Source organism: Paraburkholderia rhynchosiae (assembly GCF_002879865.1).
Lineage (GTDB): Bacteria > Pseudomonadota > Gammaproteobacteria > Burkholderiales > Burkholderiaceae > Paraburkholderia > Paraburkholderia rhynchosiae.
The window spans coordinates 51644-70083 of sequence record NZ_PNXY01000006.1 but is presented as its reverse complement, the minus strand read 5'-3'; the positions used below and the strand labels follow the sequence as shown (position 1 = coordinate 70083).

22 protein-coding genes are annotated in these 18440 nt (G+C 62.4%); 17 read left to right on the top strand and 5 right to left on the bottom strand.

Translation table 11 applies throughout. The features are described from left to right. Positions 1-25 precede the first annotated feature (25 nt). The gene (locus C0Z16_RS10390) at positions 26-1600 is read right to left on the bottom strand and encodes a S41 family peptidase (RefSeq protein ID WP_102632066.1); all 1575 of its coding nucleotides are present in this window, start codon (positions 1598-1600) and stop codon (positions 26-28) included. A gap of 415 nt (positions 1601-2015) precedes the next feature. Next, positions 2016-2762, bottom strand: a complete 747-nt coding sequence (gene gpmA / locus C0Z16_RS10385; protein WP_102632287.1) for a 2,3-diphosphoglycerate-dependent phosphoglycerate mutase — start codon at positions 2760-2762, stop codon at positions 2016-2018. Between the two features lie 136 nt (positions 2763-2898). Here gpmA and C0Z16_RS10380 point away from each other — a divergent pair, with 136 nt between their 5' ends. The 5 genes from C0Z16_RS10380 (at position 2899) to C0Z16_RS10360 (ending at position 5886) form a co-directional block, all read left to right on the top strand. After that, positions 2899-3324, top strand: a complete 426-nt coding sequence (locus C0Z16_RS10380) for a rhodanese-like domain-containing protein (protein WP_102632286.1) — start codon at positions 2899-2901, stop codon at positions 3322-3324. Then, positions 3321-3581 (top strand): glutaredoxin 3, encoded by a 261-nt coding sequence (grxC, locus tag C0Z16_RS10375; RefSeq protein WP_102632065.1) that lies wholly within the window; start codon positions 3321-3323, stop codon positions 3579-3581. The genes C0Z16_RS10380 and grxC overlap by 4 nt, the downstream gene beginning before the upstream one ends. A gap of 148 nt (positions 3582-3729) precedes the next feature. Next, positions 3730-4200: a protein-export chaperone SecB gene (secB, locus tag C0Z16_RS10370; protein WP_102632064.1), complete on the top strand. Its 471-nt coding sequence runs from the start codon at positions 3730-3732 to the stop codon at positions 4198-4200. A 22-nt stretch (positions 4201-4222) separates the two neighbouring features. Beyond that, a complete protein-coding gene (locus C0Z16_RS10365) occupies positions 4223-5221 on the top strand; it encodes an NAD(P)H-dependent glycerol-3-phosphate dehydrogenase (protein WP_102632063.1) in 999 nt (332 codons plus the stop codon). 116 nt (positions 5222-5337) lie between these two features. After that, complete coding sequence (locus tag C0Z16_RS10360; RefSeq protein ID WP_102632062.1) at positions 5338-5886, top strand: O-acetyl-ADP-ribose deacetylase; 549 nt, start codon at positions 5338-5340, stop codon at positions 5884-5886. On the opposite strand, the gene trmL is transcribed toward C0Z16_RS10360, so the two are convergent. After that, positions 5859-6329: a tRNA (uridine(34)/cytosine(34)/5-carboxymethylaminomethyluridine(34)-2'-O)-methyltransferase TrmL gene (trmL, locus tag C0Z16_RS10355; RefSeq protein WP_102632061.1), complete on the bottom strand. Its 471-nt coding sequence runs from the start codon at positions 6327-6329 to the stop codon at positions 5859-5861. The genes C0Z16_RS10360 and trmL overlap by 28 nt on opposite strands. 18 nt (positions 6330-6347) lie before the next feature. Beyond that, positions 6348-7133, bottom strand: a complete 786-nt coding sequence (locus C0Z16_RS10350) for a ComF family protein (RefSeq protein ID WP_102632060.1) — start codon at positions 7131-7133, stop codon at positions 6348-6350. Between the two features lie 84 nt (positions 7134-7217). On the opposite strand from C0Z16_RS10350, the gene C0Z16_RS10345 reads away from it, so the two are divergent. The 8 genes from C0Z16_RS10345 (at position 7218) to C0Z16_RS10315 (ending at position 14475) form a co-directional block, all read left to right on the top strand. Next, positions 7218-8183 (top strand): methyltransferase domain-containing protein, encoded by a 966-nt coding sequence (locus tag C0Z16_RS10345; protein WP_102632059.1) that lies wholly within the window; start codon positions 7218-7220, stop codon positions 8181-8183. Between the two features lie 302 nt (positions 8184-8485). Beyond that, positions 8486-8959, top strand: a complete 474-nt coding sequence (locus tag C0Z16_RS10340) for a DUF2244 domain-containing protein (protein ID WP_102632058.1) — start codon at positions 8486-8488, stop codon at positions 8957-8959. Positions 8960-9042: 83 nt separating this feature from the next. Next, positions 9043-10662 (top strand): cytochrome c oxidase subunit II, encoded by a 1620-nt coding sequence (coxB, locus tag C0Z16_RS10335; protein WP_102632057.1) that lies wholly within the window; start codon positions 9043-9045, stop codon positions 10660-10662. Between the two features lie 43 nt (positions 10663-10705). Then, positions 10706-12319 carry a cytochrome c oxidase subunit I gene (ctaD, locus tag C0Z16_RS10330; RefSeq protein ID WP_102632056.1) on the top strand — a complete coding sequence of 538 codons (1614 nt, stop codon included), beginning with the start codon at positions 10706-10708 and terminating at the stop codon, positions 12317-12319. Between the two features lie 111 nt (positions 12320-12430). Next, entirely contained in the window at positions 12431-12565 is a 135-nt protein-coding gene (locus tag C0Z16_RS38695) for a cytochrome oxidase small assembly protein (RefSeq protein WP_217479630.1), read from the top strand. A 44-nt stretch (positions 12566-12609) separates the two neighbouring features. Then, on the top strand, positions 12610-13224 hold the full coding sequence (locus tag C0Z16_RS10325; protein ID WP_102632055.1) for a cytochrome c oxidase assembly protein: 615 nt from the start codon (positions 12610-12612) through the stop codon (positions 13222-13224). A 42-nt stretch (positions 13225-13266) separates the two neighbouring features. Continuing rightward, positions 13267-13476, top strand: a complete 210-nt coding sequence (locus tag C0Z16_RS10320) for a DUF2970 domain-containing protein (protein WP_102632054.1) — start codon at positions 13267-13269, stop codon at positions 13474-13476. A 141-nt stretch (positions 13477-13617) separates the two neighbouring features. Beyond that, positions 13618-14475, top strand: a complete 858-nt coding sequence (locus C0Z16_RS10315) for a cytochrome c oxidase subunit 3 (RefSeq protein WP_102632053.1) — start codon at positions 13618-13620, stop codon at positions 14473-14475. Positions 14476-14632: 157 nt separating this feature from the next. Here C0Z16_RS10315 and C0Z16_RS10310 read toward each other — a convergent pair whose 3' ends face one another. Beyond that, positions 14633-14842: a twin transmembrane helix small protein gene (locus tag C0Z16_RS10310; protein WP_102632052.1), complete on the bottom strand. Its 210-nt coding sequence runs from the start codon at positions 14840-14842 to the stop codon at positions 14633-14635. A gap of 111 nt (positions 14843-14953) precedes the next feature. Between C0Z16_RS10310 and C0Z16_RS10305 the strand changes: the two genes are divergently transcribed. The 4 genes from C0Z16_RS10305 to cyoE all read left to right on the top strand — a co-directional run bounded on the left by C0Z16_RS10305 (position 14954) and on the right by cyoE (position 18440). After that, positions 14954-15670 (top strand): SURF1 family protein, encoded by a 717-nt coding sequence (locus C0Z16_RS10305; protein WP_102632051.1) that lies wholly within the window; start codon positions 14954-14956, stop codon positions 15668-15670. A 62-nt stretch (positions 15671-15732) separates the two neighbouring features. After that, positions 15733-16395 (top strand): SCO family protein, encoded by a 663-nt coding sequence (locus C0Z16_RS10300; RefSeq protein ID WP_102632285.1) that lies wholly within the window; start codon positions 15733-15735, stop codon positions 16393-16395. A 23-nt stretch (positions 16396-16418) separates the two neighbouring features. Then, entirely contained in the window at positions 16419-17528 is a 1110-nt protein-coding gene (locus C0Z16_RS10295) for a COX15/CtaA family protein (RefSeq protein WP_102632050.1), read from the top strand. Positions 17529-17534: 6 nt separating this feature from the next. Further along, positions 17535-18440, top strand: a complete 906-nt coding sequence (cyoE, locus tag C0Z16_RS10290; protein WP_102632049.1) for a heme o synthase — start codon at positions 17535-17537, stop codon at positions 18438-18440.

Below are 18440 nucleotides of genomic sequence, written 5' to 3'. Positions count from 1 at the left end.
GCGAAGACACGTGTGCTCGTGCTGCTTACTTGCCCTGGGTAGCCGGAGCAGATGCCGGCGCAGGGCCCGACGCGCCCGGCACAGGTTGCGTCGGCTTCACCGCGACCGGCGCGGACGCCGACGTAGCCGGCTTGTTCTGCGCGAGACGCCGCTCGGTCACCGACTTCGATTCCTGCACCGGCTTGCCTTCGAGCTTGTTCAGAGCCTGTGCCAGCATGTAGTCGTCGGCGGAGCCGAACTCGACCGGCTTGCGCTCGCGATCCTTCTGGCGCTGTTCCGGCGTCTTCTTGTCGTTCTGCTCTTCGAGCTGGCGCAACTGATCCATGCGATCCTGCTCGCGCTTCTCGGCTTCCTTCTTCTCGTTCGGGTCTTGCGTGTTGGCAAGGTGATTCGAGTAGTCGACTTCGCGCGTGACGAGTGCGTCGTCCGGATCGCCTTCGGCGTATTGATCGATCGCGATGTCAGGACGGATGCCCTTGTTCTGGATCGAGCGGCCGCTCGGCGTGTAGTAATACGCCGTGGTCAGGCGCAGTGCGGTGTCGGCGGTCATGGGCCGCACGGTCTGCACCGAGCCCTTGCCGAAAGTGGTCTTGCCGACGATCAGCGCACGGTGCTGATCCTGCAGCGCGCCCGCGACGATCTCAGATGCCGACGCCGAATACGCGTTGGTCAGCACGACCATCGGCACCGTCTTGAAGATCGGCGCTTCGTCTTTCAGCGGATCGGTGTCGAAGGATTGCAGGCGGTAGTTGTCGTAAGTGTCGCGATAGACCTGCTTCGAATCGGGGATCTGCCCGTTGGTGGACACGACCACCGAGTTCGGCGGAAGGAACGCGCCGGCTACACCGACCGCGCTTTGCAGCAGACCGCCGCCGTTATTGCGCAGATCGAGCACGAGGCCCTTCAGATTCGGCTGCTGACGCGCGATGTCCTGCAACCTCGCGGCCAGATCGGGCGTGGTGCGCTCCTGGAAGCTCGTGATACGCACGTACGCGTAGCCCGGCGCGAGAATCTTCATCTTGACCGACTGTACCTTGATGACGGCTCGCGTAACTGTGAGCGGGAACGTGCGGTCGTCGGTCTTGCGGAAGATCGTGAGCGTGACCTTGGTGCCCGGCTCGCCGCGCATCTGCTTGACCGCCTGGTCGAGCGTCATGCCGCGCACGGGTTTGTCGTTGATGCGCGTGATCAGGTCGCCCGGACGAATGCCGGCGCGGAACGCGGGCGTGTCTTCGATCGGCGAAATCACCTTGATCAGGCCGTCTTCCGACGAGATTTCAATGCCGAGGCCCGCGAAGCGACCTTTGGTCTGCTCCTGCAGTTCCTCGTAATCGGTCTTGTCTAGGTAGGACGAATGCGGGTCGAGGCTCGACACCATGCCCTTGATCGCGGCGGTGAGGAGCTTTTTATCGTCGACGGGTTCGACGTATTCGTGCTTGATCTGCCCGAAGACTTCAGCAAAGAGCCTGAGCTGGTCCAGCGGCAACGGAGTGGCGGCGCTGGCGGGCTGCTGGGCCGAGGCCGAAAGTTGCAGAGTGGCAAATACACCGGTAGCAAGGCCCGCGGCGATCAGGCCGATATTTTTCAGGTTCTTTCGCATAGAGTCTGTTGCGGTCGGAAGCGCGTGGCAGCGTCGATAGAGATGGGGACGGACAAGTATAACTGCACACCCGCCCAGTCAGGGCGCGGCGCAGGCAATCGTGATTCGACAGCGCGAAGCGTGCCGGGTTCGGCGGAACATGCGTGCAGCGTGGAAGTAATGTGCCGTAACAGGCGGAGGGCGGCCGTAATGGCGTGCTTGGGAGAAACGGACGGCGCTAACCGGTATGTCTTGCCGGTCGGCGCGGTCCGTTGGCGTTGCGCCGCTGGGGTCGTGGCCACGTTCGCCGTCACCTTCTTTAACAATGAAGTGCGGGAACGCGGCGGAGAGCTACTGAACAAGCGAATGGACGAGCGAGCGGACAAGCGGGTGAACAAGCGAGTGAACAAGCGGCGGCAACCCGGCTCGGGCGAAATCAGCCCGCTTTGCCCTGCTTGGCGACGGCCGCTTGCGCCTTCGCGATCGCTTCCTGATCGCCCAGATAGTAGTGCGTGACAGGCTTCAGATTTTCGTCGAGTTCATAGACGAGCGGCACGCCGTTTGGAATATTGAGCCCGACGATGTCGTCGTCCGAAATGTTGTCGAGATACTTTACCAGCGCGCGGATCGAGTTGCCGTGCGCCGCGATCACCACCTTGCGGCCCGACTTGATTGCCGGCGCGATCGACTCGTTCCACAGCGGCAGCACGCGCGCGACCGTGTCTTTCAGGCACTCGGTGAGCGGCAACTGTTCTCGCGGCACTTTCGCGTAGCGCGGATCCGCGTAGGGCGCGCGTTCGTCCGTCGGCTCGAGTGCCGGCGGCGGCGTGTCGTAGCTGCGGCGCCAGACCAGCACCTGTTCGTCGCCGAATTTCGCTGCCGTTTCGGCCTTGTTCAGACCCGACAGCGCGCCGTAGTGGCGCTCGTTCAGACGCCACGAATGCACGACAGGGATATACATCTGATCCATCTGGTCCTGCACGTGCCACAACGTTCGGATCGCGCGCTTGAGCACGGACGTGTAGGCGATGTCGAACGTATAGCCGGATTCCTTCAGCAGCACGCCTGCCTGCTGCGCTTCCCGGTTGCCCTGTTCGGTGAGGTCGACGTCGACCCAGCCCGTGAAGCGGTTTTCCTTGTTCCACGTCGATTCGCCGTGGCGGATGAGAACGAGTTTGTACATAAGATTGCCGGTCGGTAGTAAGGAAGCGGTGAAGCGCTGCGAGGTGCTCGTGAGGAGCGCCGCCATCGCGTCAGGCGGTTATTTTATAATGGCTCGATTGCCCTTTCCGATTTCTCTCTTTTTCGGCGGATTTTCCGTGAAGTTTTTCACTGATTACACAAACCTTGTCCTGATCGCAATCGTCCTCATCTCCGGTGGGCTGCTGCTGTGGCCGACCCTTAGCAGGCGCGGCCGCGGAGGCCTGTCGGCCGCGGAGGCCACGCAACTGATCAACCGGCGCAATGCGGCCGTCATCGATCTGCGTCCGTCGGCCGACTTCGCCAAGGGACATCTGCCCGCGGCGCGGCATCTTGAGTTCGCCGAGTTGCAGGCAAAAGTCGCGCAACTCGTGAAGAATAAGAACAACCCTGTGCTGTTGGTCTGCCAGACCGGCCAGCAGTCGAACAAGGCAGCGCGTCTCGTGCAGGATGCGGGATATGCGGAAGTCCACGTTCTCGAAGGCGGCGTCGACGCCTGGCAGAAGGCCGGAATGCCGGTTGTGAAACAAGGAGTAGCCAAGTGAACAAAGTGATCATGTACAGCACGCAGGTGTGCCCGTATTGCCAGATGGCCGAACGTCTTTTAAAGTCGCGCGGCGTCGAGAATATCGAAAAAGTACTGATCGACAAAGACCCGGCCCGTCGCGAGGAAATGATGACCAGGACCGGTCGTCGTACGGTGCCGCAGGTGTACATCGGCGAGACGCATGTCGGCGGGTACGACGACCTTTCCGCGCTCGATCGCGCGGGCGGTCTGATGCCTCTGCTCGAAGCCGCCTGAATCGCGCGCCGTGGGCGCGCGAACTGGCGGGTGAAGGACAAAGCCGGCGCATCGTCGCCCTGACAGGGCAGGCGGCGCGCCGCAACTATCTGGCGGCCTGTGAGCTCATGGGCCGCCGCTACGCATACCTATCAGGGATCACTCAATCATGTCCGACGAGAATAACCAGCCGTTCTTCAACATCCAGCGCATTTACCTGAAGGACATGTCGCTCGAGCAGCCGAATTCGCCGGCCATTTTCCTCGAGCAGGATATGCCGTCGGTCGAAGTGGAAGTCGACGTGAAGGCCGAGCGCCTCGCCGACACCGTGTTCGAAATCCTCGTGACGGGCACCGTGACGGCCAAGGTATCGGACAAGGTTGCGTTCCTGATCGAAGCCAAGCAAGCCGGCATTTTCGACATCCGCAACATTCCGGCCGAACAGATCGATCCGCTCGTCGGCATTGCGTGCCCGACGATCCTGTTCCCGTATCTGCGCTCGAACATCGCCGACGCGATCACGCGCGCCGGCTTCCCGCCGATCCACCTCGCCGAAATCAACTTCCAGGCGCTGTACGAGCAACGTCTCGCGCAGATGGGTGGCCAGGACGGCGCGGCGCAAAACGGCGTCACGCATTAACGTGTCGCGAGCAGTGCCGGCTATGAAGGTTGCTGTCCTTGGAGCCGGCGCATGGGGCACAGCCCTCGCCGGCCATCTGGCCGTTCGGCACGACACGGTGTTGTGGGCGCGCGAGTCCGCGTTGATCGCCGATATTTCCACTTCGCACGAAAACGCCCGCTATCTGGCGGGCGTTGCTTTGCCGTCGGCGCTTCGCTATGAAGCCGACCTGAGCGCAGCGCTCGACCACGCTCTTGCCGACGATGCGTTATGCGTCGTGGCCACGCCCGTGGCCGGCCTGCGCGGTCTGTTCCGGTCGATGCGCGACGCCGGCAAGGTGCCGGCGCACGTCGTGTGGCTTTGCAAGGGCTTCGAGGCGGATTCGCAGTTATTGCCGCATCAAGTGGTCGCGGCCGAGTTGCCGGAGCACGGCAGCAATGGTGTGCTCTCAGGCCCGAGCTTCGCGCGCGAAGTCGGGCAGGGCTTGCCGGTCGCGCTCACCATCGCCAGTGTTTCGGCAGCGTGCCGCGAACGCACCGTTGCGGCCTTCCATCACGGCGCGATGCGCATCTATACCGGCGACGACATTGTCGGCGTCGAAGTGGGCGGCGCGGTGAAGAACGTGCTGGCGATTGCAACAGGCATTGCGGATGGCCTGGGTCTTGGCCTCAACGCGCGCGCGGCATTGATCACGCGCGGGCTCGCTGAAATGTCGCGCCTCGGCGTAACGCTCGGCGGACGCGCGGAGACGTTCACCGGTTTGACCGGCCTTGGCGATCTGATTCTGACCGCGACGGGCGATCTGTCGCGCAACCGCACGGTCGGCGTGCAACTCGCCGCGGGCCGTTCGCTCGACGATATTCTCGACGGCCTCGGCCACGTGGCCGAAGGCGTGCGTTGCGCGCAGGCGGTGCTTTCCATCGCGCGTGCTCATGCAATCGAAATGCCGATCACCCAAGCGGTCTGTGCCGTGCTGTTCGACGGCGTAGCGCCTCGCGATGCCGTCAGCGCCATGCTGCGGCGCGATTCCAAGGCTGAATAGCTTCTCTTAAGTCCCCGTCGCTCCTGTTCATCAGCCGTTCGGCGTGTAACAACGCTGAACGGCTGCCTGCACTTGCTGTCCACCGTCTATCGACGCTTCGGATCAGCGAGGTTCATATGCTCAGTATCGATCGTTGCACGTTGGAAGCGCGCGTGGCCGACATAACGACGCTTGATGTGGATGCGATCGTCAACGCAGCCAATACTTCGCTATTGGGCGGAGGTGGCGTGGACGGCGCGATTCATCGCGCGGCCGGCAAAGAGTTGCTGCACGACTGCGAAACGCTTGGCGGCTGCGCGACCGGCGACGCGAAGCTCACACGCGGCTACCGTTTGCCGGCGCGATATGTGATCCACGCAGTCGGCCCGGTCTGGCGAGGCGGCAGGCACGGCGAGGCCGACTTGCTGGCTTCGTGTTATCAGCGCTCGCTCGAAGTGGCGCGCGAGGCGAATTGCGCGAGCATTGCGTTTCCTGCGATCAGTTGCGGCATCTACCGTTTTCCCGCCGATGAGGCAGTGCTGATCGCAGTCGAAACCGTACTGGAAAATCTGCCGCGCATGCCGCAACTCGAACAGGTGATCTTCGCCTGTTTCGACGACGCCATGTTCCAGCGCTATGAAGCGGAGTTGAGGCGCCGTCAGGCGCCGCCTTCGAAACCCGTCTGACGCCACGCTTCGAAGACCACGATCGCGACGGTATTCGACAGGTTAAGGCTGCGGTTGCCCGGACGCATCGGCAGGCGCACGCGCTGTTCGTTGGCAAATTGCTCGAGCACGGCGTCGGGCAGGCCGCGTGTTTCCGCGCCGAACACGAACCAGTCGCCGGATTGAAACGCGTGGTCGTGAAAGCGGCCCGAGCCGCGCGTGGTGAACGCGAACATGCGCGCGGGGTCCGGCGATTCCTTCGCGATGAACTCAGCCCAGTTGGCATGCACGTTCATCTTCGCGTACTCGTGATAATCGAGGCCGGCGCGACGCAGCTTGGCGTCGTCGAGCGGAAAACCGAGCGGCTCTATCAGATGCAGACGCGCGCCCGTATTGGCGCACAGGCGGATAACGTTGCCGGTGTTCGGCGGAATTTCCGGTTCGACGAGAACGACATTGAACATAGAGTGGCCAGGTAGAAACTAGTTTTTCGGTGTGCGCAGCGCGACGAAGTTCGTGACCCGCCGCGCGCCGGCCGCCTTCAGCGTGCGAGCCAGCGCTTCCAGCGTTGCCCCGGTCGTCATCACATCGTCGACGATGCCGACGTGCAGCCCTTGCACGCTCCGCGCAAGCGCGAACGCGCGGCCGACGTTCATCCGGCGCGCGTCGAGATCGAGCCGCGACTGCGGCGCCGTATCGATCACCCGGCGCAGCAAAGTCGCGTCGGCCGGCACGTGCAACGCGCGAGCCAACGGTTTGGCGATCTGCCATGCCTGGTTATAACCACGCTCGACCAGACGCCGGTCCGCGAGCGGCACGGGGGCGATCAGGTCGGGACGGTCGGCCGCATCGTGCCAGGCATCTTGCGCAAGACGCGCGAGGCGCTGCGCAAATTCGCGCGCCAGCATCAACTGGGCGCGAAACTTCAGGCCCACGGCGAGCGTGTCCAGCGGCGCGCGGTAATCGGCGAGCGCGAAGCTTGCATCGAACGGCGGCTTTTCGGCGATGCAGTCCGCGCAGCGATAAGCCATGTCGCTCTGAGTTCGCGTGAACGGCAAAGGCACCGCGCACACGCCGCAACGCAGGGCGCCTTCATTCCAGTACGCTTCCTCGCAATAGGCGCACAGCGTGGCATGCGACAAATTGCCACACAGGGCGCACCCGTTCGGCAGCACGGCCTGCACCGCATGCGGCCACGCTGAACGCAGGTCGCGCGCGAATCGCGCGAACCGGTCGCCACAAGACGAAGAAAATGCCTGGAATGACATGCACGCACCGCCCGCAAAGGCCTTTCACTCTGAATCGAAGGAAGCGAACGAGTATACTTCGGGCTCCACGCCAGTACGACACTCATGCCCCCAACTCCCGCTCAATCAGGCCGTCCGGCCTATGATTCCCGGCGCCTCAGGCGGATTTTCGACCGCCGCGCGGCGACCTTCGACGACGTCGCCTTCCTTCCGCGCGAAATAGCGCAGCGCATGCGCGAGCGTCTCGAATACATCAAGGTTGCGCCGACGAGCGTGCTCGACGCCGGCTGTGGCGCGGGCGAAGACATTCCTGCGTTGCGTGAGCGCTTTCCCGAAGCGCCAGTATTCGGCTCTGATCTGTCGCGCGGCATGCTCACGCGCGCGCTGCGCCACGATTCCGGCGACACGAGCTGGCGGCGCTTCTTGCCGGCCACGCTCGGCAAGGCGCTTGGCGCACGCGGTCCGCGCTTCGCACAAGCCGACTTTGCCGCGCTGCCGTTCGCGGCGGGCGCCTTCGAATTCATCTGGTCGAATCTCGCGCTTCACTGGCACTCACGGCCCGATCTGGTGTTCCCCGAGTGGCAGCGGGTGTTGAAGGTGAACGGCCTGCTGATGTTCAGCACGCTCGGCCCCGACACGCTGAAGGAGCTGCGCGGTGCATACGCCGAAGTCGAAGCGGCGCATGGCGTCGGTTCGCGCAAGCATGTGATCGACTTCGTCGACATGCATGATCTTGGCGACATGCTGGTCGAAAGCGGGTTTGAAATTCCCGTGATGGACCAGGAAACGCTCACCATTACCTATAAGTCGCCCGAGTCGCTGCTCGCGGATGTGCGCCGTTGGGGCGCGTATCCGTTCGAGCGCGAGATGTCGTCGGGCGCGGCGGCACGCCGGTTGCACAAAGCCTTGCTGTCGGCACTCGAAGCCCGCCGGCGCGGCGACGGTACGATCGCGCTGACCTTCGAGGTGATCTACGGCCACGCATGGAAAGCAGTGCCGCGCACGACGGCGGAAGGGCATGGCATCGTGCGAATAGAGGACATTGGGCGAGGTTCGTCCAGGAATCGCTAAAGCGGTAAAGAGGACATCTGTTATGTCTGAAATTACCGTTTCGGAACACATGCGGAAGGTGCGGCAAAACGGCGCGGAGGCTTGTCGCGCCTGGCTTGTGGGGCAATCGGGGCTTGCTTGTGGATGCTTTGGATCGCGCCTATAATGCGTCAGTTTGTCGCCCGGAGTTCCCACATTTGGGGCGGCAGGCCCGAGGCACAGGGCTGCAAGATGAGTTGGCGCGGTGATGACCGGCGGCCGGAACGTCAGGCCGCGGTCAGGCATCGCAGGCGGTCGTTGTTGACGATCGGCAGGAGGCAGCGATGCAAGCATCAGATCTGCTGGCGGATTCAGAACCGGTCCTGAAAGACTGGACCATGAAACGCAACTGTTCGATGTCGCCGCGGCAGTTCGTATGTTTATACGTGTCGCTTGCGTTGTTCTCGTTGGCCATTGCTTTCATGCTGGTTCTGGTCGGCGCCTGGCTGGTGTTGCCGTTCACCGGTATTGAGTTGCTCGCGGTGGCCATCGCGTTTGCCATATATGCGCGTCATGCTGTCGATTACGAGCGCATCCGGTTGTTTCAGAACCGGCTCGTGATCGAACAGGTTAGCGCGGAGCAGATCACGCAGTTCGAGTTCAATCCGCGCTGGGTGCGGATCGAGGCTGGCGCAACGCCGCGTGATCAGATCAGGCTGGTCTCGCGCGGCGAGACGATCATGATCGGGCAGCATCTCGCGCAGCACCGGCGCGCGCAGTTCGCCGGCGAATTGCGTATGTGGCTCGCACGTTGTTAGACGTGTCGAGGCACGCGGCATTCACGGGGAGCGCGAGGCAGCCCGGTAGCGGGTGATCGGGGTCAGCGGGGTCGAGGGTTTGAATGGAAATTTTGGGTAAGGAAGCTATGAAAACAATCAAGCGAGCGCTCATGGGCGTGCTGGCGATGAGCGGACTGCTTTTCGCCGGTGCCGCCCTGGCAGTGGGCGATGTTCCGGGCGGCCCCGCCGTCAACGAGATCAATCTCCAGCCGCCTGCGACGAAAATCGCTGAGGAGCTCTACAGCCTCCACACGTTCATGCTGATTCTTTGCACGGTGATTTTCATCGGCGTGTTTGCTGTGATGTTCTATTCGATCTTCGCTCACCGCAGATCGAAAGGGCACAAGGCTTCGAATTTCCATGAAAGCACCACCGTCGAAATCATCTGGACGATCGTGCCGTTCGTCATTGTCGTGCTGATGGCGCTGCCGGCCACCAAGACGGTTGTCGCGATGAAAGACACGACGAACGCCGACGTCACCATCAAGGTTACGGGCTACCAGTGGAAGTGGGGCTACGACTACGTGAAGGGGCCGGGCGAGGGCATCAGCTTCCTTTCCACGCTGGCCACGCCGCGCTCGGAAACCGACGGCCGCCAGCCGATTTCCACTACGTATCTGCAGGAAGTCGACAATCCGCTCGTCGTGCCGGTCGGCAAGAAAATCCGCATCATCACTACCGCGAACGACGTGGTGCACTCCTGGTACGTGCCGGCTTTCGGCGTGAAGCAGGACGCAATTCCCGGCTTCGTGCGCGACACGTGGTTCAAGGCTGAGAAGGTCGGCACCTTCCGCGGCTTCTGTACCGAACTCTGCGGCAAGGAACACGCGTTCATGCCGGTCGTCGTCGAAGTGCTTTCCACCGACGACTACGCGAAGTGGGTCGACACGCAGAAGAAGAAAATGGCCGCAGGCCAGGACGATCCGAACAAGACCTACACGTTGGCCGAGCTGACGGAGCGCGGCGGCAAGGTGTACGCGGCGAACTGCGCGGTCTGCCATCAGCCGACCGGCAAGGGCGCAGGCGCATTTCCGGCGCTCGACGGCAGCAAGGTCGCCAACGGCGCGATTGCCCAGCACGTCAGCATCGTGCTGAAGGGCAAGAACGCAATGCCTGCCTGGGCGCCGACGCTGAACGACGTCGAGATCGCTTCGGTGGTCACGTTCGAACGCAACTCGTGGGGCAACCACACCGGCGACATTCTCCAGCCGAAGCAGGTCGCGGACGCCCGTAACGGCAAGATGCCGGAAGGCGGCAACCATCTGGCCGACGCAGGCGCGGCAGCGAGCGGCGCCGCGGCGGCATCGGAAGCATCGGGTGCGCAAGCAGCGGCGGCGGGTTCCGAAAGCGCGGCGGCATCGCAAGCCGCATTGCCGGCCAGCGTCTATTTCGACGCCGGCAAGAGCACGCTGCCGGCCGACGCGAAAGCGGCGGTCGAGGCAGCGGCGGCCTACGCGAAGGCGCATCCCGACGCGAAGTTCACGCTATCGGGCTTCACCGATGCAAGCGGTTCCGCCGACACCAACGCGAAGCTCGCGAAGAGCCGCGCCGAAGCCGTGCGCGACGCGTTGAAAGCAGCCGGCATCGCCGAAGACCATATCATTTTGAAGAAGCCGGAAACGATCACGGGCGGCAGCGACGCGAAAGAAGCCCGGCGTGTTCAGATCAGCCCGGCTGCCTGACGTGTCACGGTCAGCACCGCAGTATTCGCTTTAGGAGATTGTCATGTCTAGCATCGGACACGATGTAGTCGCGGGCCACGAGCACGTGCACGGCGACCATGCCCACGAAACGCCGCATGGCTGGCGTCGTTGGCTGTTCGCAACCAACCACAAGGACATCGGTACGCTGTACCTGATCTTCTCGTTCACCATGTTCCTCTCCGGAGGCGTGATGGCGCTGATGATCCGTGCCGAGCTGTTCGAGCCGGGCCTGCAGATCATGCGCCCCGAGTTCTTCAACCAGTTGACCACCATGCACGGCCTGATCATGGTGTTCGGCGCGATCATGCCGGCCTTCGTCGGCTTCGCGAACTGGATGGTGCCGCTGCAGATCGGCGCATCGGACATGGCTTTCGCCCGCATGAACAACTTCAGCTTCTGGCTTCTGCCGGTGGCGGCTGTTCTACTCGTCGGTTCGTTTTTCTCGCCGGGCGGCGCGACCGCCGCGGGCTGGACGCTTTACGCGCCGCTGTCCACGCAGATGGGCCCGGGCATGGACTTCGCGATTTTCGCCGTCCACCTGATGGGTGCTTCGTCGATCATGGGCGGGATCAACATCGTCGTGACGATCCTGAACATGCGCGCGCCGGGCCTCACGCTCATGAAGATGCCGATGTTCGTCTGGACGTGGCTGATCACCGCGTACCTGCTGATTGCCGTGATGCCGGTGCTGGCAGGCGCGATCACCATGGTGCTGTTCGACCGTCACTTCGGCACGTCGTTCTTCAACGCGGCAGGCGGCGGCGACCCGGTCATGTACCAGCACATCTTCTGGTTCTTCGGGCACCCCGAGGTCTACATCATGATCTTGCCGGCGTTCGGGATCGTGTCGCAGGTGATTCCGGCGTTCTCGCGCAAGCCGCTGTTCGGCTATAGCTCTATGGTGTACGCAACGTCGTCGATCGCGATTCTGTCGTTCATGGTTTGGGCGCACCACATGTTCGCAACCGGCATGCCGGTGACGGGCCAGCTGTTCTTCATGTACGCGACGATGCTGATCGCCGTGCCTACCGGCGTGAAGGTCTTTAACTGGGTCGCGACGATGTGGCGCGGTTCGCTCTCCTTCGAAACGCCGATGCTGTTCGCGGTCGGCTTCCTGCTGGTGTTCACGTTCGGCGGCCTGTCGGGCCTGATGCTCGCCATGGCGCCGCTCGACATCCAGTATCACGGCACTTACTTCGTGGTCGCGCACTTCCACTACGTGCTGGTGGCGGGCTCGTTGTTCGCGCTGTTCTCCGGCTGGTACTACTGGGCGCCGAAGTGGACCGGGTGGATGTACAACGAAACGCGCGGCAAGATCCACTTCTGGGCGTCGATGTTCTTCTTCAACCTCGCGTTCCTGCCCATGCACTTCGTGGGCCTCGCGGGCATGCCGCGCCGTTATGCTGATTACCCGGCGCAGTTCACCGACTGGAACCAGGTGATTTCCATCGGCGCGTTCGGCTTTGGTCTGGCTCAGGTCTACTTCCTGTTCGCGGTTGCGTTGCCTGCCTATCGTGGCGGTGGCGAGCACGAAAAGGCCGGCGACAAGCCGTGGGACGGCGCAACGGGCCTCGAATGGACCGTGCCGAGCCCGGCTCCGTTCCACACGTTTGAAAACCCGCCGACCGTCGAGTAATCGCCGTTTAGCGAGATGATCGGTTCTGGGGCGACATAAGATGTGGTCGCCGGAACCGGACAGCGGCGACAGTGCTGCAACGGCAGTGACAAAGTATCAAGAATCTCGAGCATGACGCGCAATCCACAGGAAAGACGTACACCGGAGCAGATTCGAGCGAGCAACAGGCGGATCGGCCTAGTACTGCTCGCGATCGCAGCGGTATTTTTCGCGAGCGTCATCATCAATCAGGGTTGGTTTTCCTGACGAAAGCGGGCGAACTCGGGTTTGCAGGTTTGTTGAGGATTGAGATGTCGACGCAACCGCCGGCTCAGGCCGATCGCTCTTTTAACCGTTCAATGTTGATCAAACTGTTCGTCGTCGCGTTGATGATGTTCGGTTTCGGTTTTGCGCTCGTGCCGATGTATCGGGCGATCTGTCAGATCACCGGCATCAATAACCTCGTGCAGCGTGATGCGACGGCGCGCGAGGCGAAGAACACGCAGGTCGACATGAGCCGCACGATTTCGATCGAGTTCGATGCGAACGCGCGTGGCCCGCTGGGTTTCAAACCGGAACAGCGCAGTGTGGACGTGCATCCGGGCGAAGTGACAACCGTCATGTACGAGGTGAGCAACGAACAGGCGCGCACGATTCAGGCGCAAGCCATTCCGAGCTACGCGCCGAAGCAGGCGACCGAGTACTTCAAGAAGATCGAATGTTTTTGCTTTACGCAGCAGACGTTGACAGCGAATCAGACGAAGCGGATGCCGGTGGTGTTCGTCGTCGATCCGAAGTTGCCGAAGGACGTGAAAACCATCACGTTGTCGTACACGTTCTTCGAGTTGAATACGCCGGCAACGGCGAAGGTCGGAAGCGCAGCGCTGCCGGCCGAGACGGCGGCAACCGCTGCGAATCCCACCTGACGGCTCGGGCCGCGGGCGAAGGAAGACAACAAATGAGCAACAATGAGCGATAACAGCGGCGGCCCGCGCAAAAGCAGTTTTGGCCAGTCGATGCGGGCGGTGTTCTGGTCGTTTTTCGGCGTGCGCAAGCGGCGCGATCTGGAAGCCGACGCCACGCAACTGAATCCGCTGCATGTGGTTATCGCGGCGCTGATCAGTGCAGCCATTTTCATCGGCGTGCTGATTCTGGTGGTGCGCGCGGTGGTTGGTTGACAGGCTGACGAGGCACGGGCATGCATGCGGTATCGGGCGAAGCAGCGCCCAGGAATTAGAGCGAAGCGGTGCGGTACACACGCGCCGCCGAAGATACAGCCGGAGCTTCCGGAACAACTGGACTGAAGTGGAGAATCAAGAATGAGCGGTCAAAACGAGAGCCCGTACTATTTCGTACCGCATCCGTCGCGGCATCCGATCAGCGCCGCCGTCGGGTTGCTGGTCATGCTCGGATCGCTGGCGGCGTGGATCAACGAACATGACTGGGCGCCGATCGGCGTTGTCGTCGGTTTGTTGTGGCTGCTTTTTACGTTGTGGCACTGGTTCGGCGACGCGATTGCCGAGTCCGAAGGCGGCATGTACGGCAAGAATGTCGACAAGTCGTACCGCTGGAGCATGAGCTGGTTCATCTTCTCCGAAGTGATGTTCTTCGGCGCTTTCTTCGGCGCACTGTTCTACGCACGCGCAATCGCACTGCATGAGCTTTCAAGCCTCGACTACAAGCTGATCTGGCCGGATTTCTCGTCGGTGTGGCCAAACAACGGTCCCGCGGCGCTGGTGTCCACCTTCAAGTCGATGACGCCGTGGCCGGTGCCGACCATCAACACGGCGTTGCTGCTTTCTTCCGGCGCCACGCTGACGGTTTCGCACCACGCACTGCGTGAAGATCATCGCAAGAAGGCGATTGTCTGGCTGGCGGCTACGCTCGTGCTCGGCGTCTGCTTCCTGTTCCTGCAGGGCTTTGAATATTTCCACGCATACAACGAACTGAATCTGACGCTGTCCTCCGGCGTGTACGGCTCGACGTTCTTCCTGCTGACCGGCTTCCACGGTTTCCACGTGTTCCTCGGTGGCACGATGCTGGCGGTGGTGCTGGCGCGGATGATCCGCGGCCACTTCACGGCGGAACACCATTTCGCGTTCGAAGGCGCGGCCTGGTACTGGCACTTCGTGGACGTGGTCTGGCTGGGGCTGTACGTCGTCGTCTACTGGCTGTAAGGCTGGTAGGCCTGCGCCGACCGGCCAGCCGGAACACGCGCAGGCCATCGCGCAGCGTCCTCCGGGACGCGGCGCGCGAGCAGTACGCAGGATTGATGCGCCGCCCTCGACCCTGTCAGGGCGGCGTTTTGTTTAGGGCAGTGATGGTCCGCCAGGCTTAGCGCCCGTACGGAATGCCGGTCGAGTGAATCCAGCCCATCCAGGATGCAAACAGGATGAAGAGGAACAGCGAGATCGAAAGTCCGACTCGCGTGGCGAGCGACCAGACCATCCGCTTGGTTTTGCCCTTGTCATGCATCATGAAGTACAGCGCCGACACCATGCTGGCGATGATCAGGACGAAGGCGATGGGAACGAGAATGTGCATGGAACCTGCTGAAACGGGAAAGCGCAGAGGCAAGATGGTTATTATCTCACCGCGCGCCGGCGTTTGCCCTGCGTTCCCAGCGGCGCGGCGAGCAGACATGGAGTGTGGTCGATGACATTCCGGCTCGTCCCCGCGCTGTTGATCCTGCTGGTGGTCGCGGTGACGTTGCGGCTCGGTTTCTGGCAGCGTGATCGCGCGCATCAGAAGGAGGCACTCGAGGCGCGCGTCACGCAGTTCGAGAACGCGCCGGCGCAGCCGGTAACCGCCGCACCGGTGGCATTGAAGGACATCGAATTTCATCGTGTGAAGGCGCGCGGTACGTTTGTCGTGGACAAGGTGGTCTACCTCGATAATCGTCCGTATAACGATCAGCCGGGCTTCTACGTCGTGATGCCTTTTAAACTCACCGACGGCGGTTACGTGCTGATCAATCGCGGCTGGCTGCCGCGCAATATGAACAATCGCGAGACCATCGCGCCGTATGTCACGCCGCAGGGCGAGATCGAGATCGAAGGCATAGCGCGTGCTGACGCGTCGCGCGCGTTCGAACTTGGTCAGGGCGGTTCGGCCGCGCATCAGTTGATCCGCCAGAATCTGGATGTCGCCGCGTACGCCGCTGAAACCGGACTGCCGTTGCAATCATTCGTGATCCAGCAATTGAGCGACGACGGCGACAAACTCGTGCGCGACTGGCCGGCTCCCACCACTGGCGTGGAACGCAACTACGGCTACATGTTCCAGTGGTGGGGCATGGCGGCCGCGGCACTGGCCTTCGGGCTGTACGCCGCGCGCCGCGCCGCCAAAAAAGAGCACGCGCCGGGCATGTAATGCAGCGCGTGCTTCCGCGCGACTCCGCGCGAGCCGCACAATCATTGAAAAGAGGTCCTGTAGTGTCGACGCCATCTCCCCGTTCGCCGCAAACCGGCAAACCCGCTGCCGCCAAACCGATGCCCGGCCAGCCTAACGGCAAGGGCTCTTGGGAGCGCGGCCGCTGGGTCCTGCTGCTGCTGGCGGTCATCTGCGCCGCACCAATCGCCGTCTCGTATTTCACGTACTACGTGATTAAGCCAAGCGGCGGCAGCACGAGCTATGGCACGCTCGTCGAACCGCAACGGCCGATTCCTGAATCGCTCGTCGTGACCGGCGAAGACGGCAAGCCGCTCAAGCTCGCCACGCTGCGTGGCCGCTGGCTGCTGATCTCCGTCGACAACAGCGCATGCGACAAAGCGTGCGTGACGAAGCTCTACTTCATGCGGCAAATCCGCGCGGCACAAGGCCCGGAACGCGAGCGTGTCGTCGAAGTGTGGCTTCGCACAGGTGCGGGCAACGTCGCGGACGTGATACAAAAGGCCTATCCCGACACCAACATTCTGCTTGCCGATCCGGCGCAGGTATCGGCGTGGCTGCCGACCGACAACGGCACCCAGGTTACCGACCACATCTATATGGTCGATCCGAATGGCAATCTGATGATGCGTTTCCCGAAAGATCCGAACCCGAGCAAGATCAAGGGCGACGTGACCAGGCTGCTGAAATGGTCGAGCATCGGCTGATGCCGAAACCAGGGTAAGAGACGATGTTTGTACTGCAATTGGGCCTGATCGGCTTGTGTATCGCTTTGTTGCCGCTGTCCTACGTGTGGGTTAAGGCCGACGACAACAAATTCCGCAAGCTCGTGTGGCTCACCACTTTCCTCACGCTGGACCTCGTGATGTTCGGCGGCTTCACGCGTCTCACGGATTCCGGGCTTGGCTGTCCCGACTGGCCGGGTTGCTACGGAACGTCGTCGCCGTTTATCGCGCACGCGGCGATTAGCGCCGCGCATCAGGCGATGCCCACCGGCCCCGTCAGCATGACGAAGGCATGGATAGAAATGATCCACCGCTACTTCGCGATGGCGATCGGCGTGCTGATCATCGCGCAGACGGTCATTGCGTGGACCGCGCGTATCAAGCGACGTCCGCTGCATGTATCGCCGTGGTGGCCCACTTCGCTGTTGCTGCTGATTCTCGTGCAAGGCGCGTTTGGCGCATGGACCGTGACGATGAAGCTGCAGCCGGTTATCGTGACCACGCATCTGCTGCTCGGTCTCGCGCTGCTCGGCACACTCGGCTGGCTGGCCGCGCGGCAGACGCCGCTGCCCGCATATGAGCCCAAAGCCGCGCGCTGGCGCGCCGCGGCGATTGCGGGTCTCGTGCTGTTGATCGCGCAGATCGCGTTGGGCGGCTGGGTGAGCACGAACTACGCGGTGCTCGCCTGCACGGATTTTCCGACCTGCAACGGCCAATGGGTTCCGCCGATGGACTTCGCCCACGGCTTCCATTTGTGGCGGGCGCTCGGCATGACTGTCGACGGCGATATGATCACGCAGGACGCGCTGGTGGCGATTCACTGGACGCATCGCACGTTCGCGCTTGTGGTCGTCGCTTATCTCGTTTGGTTCGCGCTGAAACTGCGCCGCTTCAAGTCGCTGCGGCGTCCGGCGAACGGCGTGTTGCTGGTGGTGCTGATCCAGTTCGTCACCGGGCTGTCGAACATCGTGCTGCAATGGCCTCTGCCTATTGCGGTAGCTCATAACGGCGGTGCGGCGATCCTGCTGCTTCTGCTCGTTATGTTAAACTTTCGAATCGCTTATAGCCGTCCCGGCCGCGCCGTGTTGCCCGCGCGCGATGCCGCGCCAGCGTGACTCCACATGGACAGCACAACACTCTCCCAAACGCCCGGCAGCCGGATCTCCCAGTACATTGCCCTGACCAAGCCGCGCGTCACGCAACTCGCCGTGTTCTGCGCCGTCATCGGCATGTTTCTGTCGACGCCCGGCATGGTGCCCTGGACCATTCTGATCGGCGGCACGGTCGGCATCTGGCTGCTGGCCGGCGCCGCGTTCGCCATCAATTGTCTTGTCGAACAGAAGATCGACGCAAAGATGCGGCGCACTTCGTGGCGTCCGTCGGCGCGCGGTGAAATCACTACCACGCAGATTCTGCTGTTCTCGGCCGTGCTCGGCGGCCTCGGCATGTGGGCTCTCTACACGTTCGCCAATCCGCTGACCATGTGGCTCACGCTTGCCACGTTCGTCGGCTATGCGGTCATTTATACGCTGCTGCTCAAGCCGGCCACGCCGCAGAACATCGTGATCGGCGGCGCTTCGGGTGCCATGCCGCCGGCGCTCGGCTGGGCCGCCGTCACCGGTCATGTGCCGGGCGACGCGTGGATTCTCGTGCTGATCATCTTCGTGTGGACGCCGCCGCACTTCTGGGCGCTCGCGCTCTATCGCCGCAAAGACTATGAAAACGCCGGCCTGCCGATGCTGCCGAACACGCACGGCGAAAAGTACACGCGGCTCCATATCCTGCTGTACACGGTGATCCTTTTCGCCGTCACCATGATGCCGTTTATTTCCGGCATGAGCGGCGTGGTGTACCTCGCTGCGGCTGCACTGCTCGGCGCCGTTTTTCTCGCGTACGCGTGGAAGATCTATCGCGAGTACTCGGACGATCTGGCGCGCCGAACCTTCCGTTATTCGATCGTCTATCTGTCGCTGCTATTCGCCGCGCTGTTGATCGACCACTATGCGCGCGTCGTGATCGGCGCATAA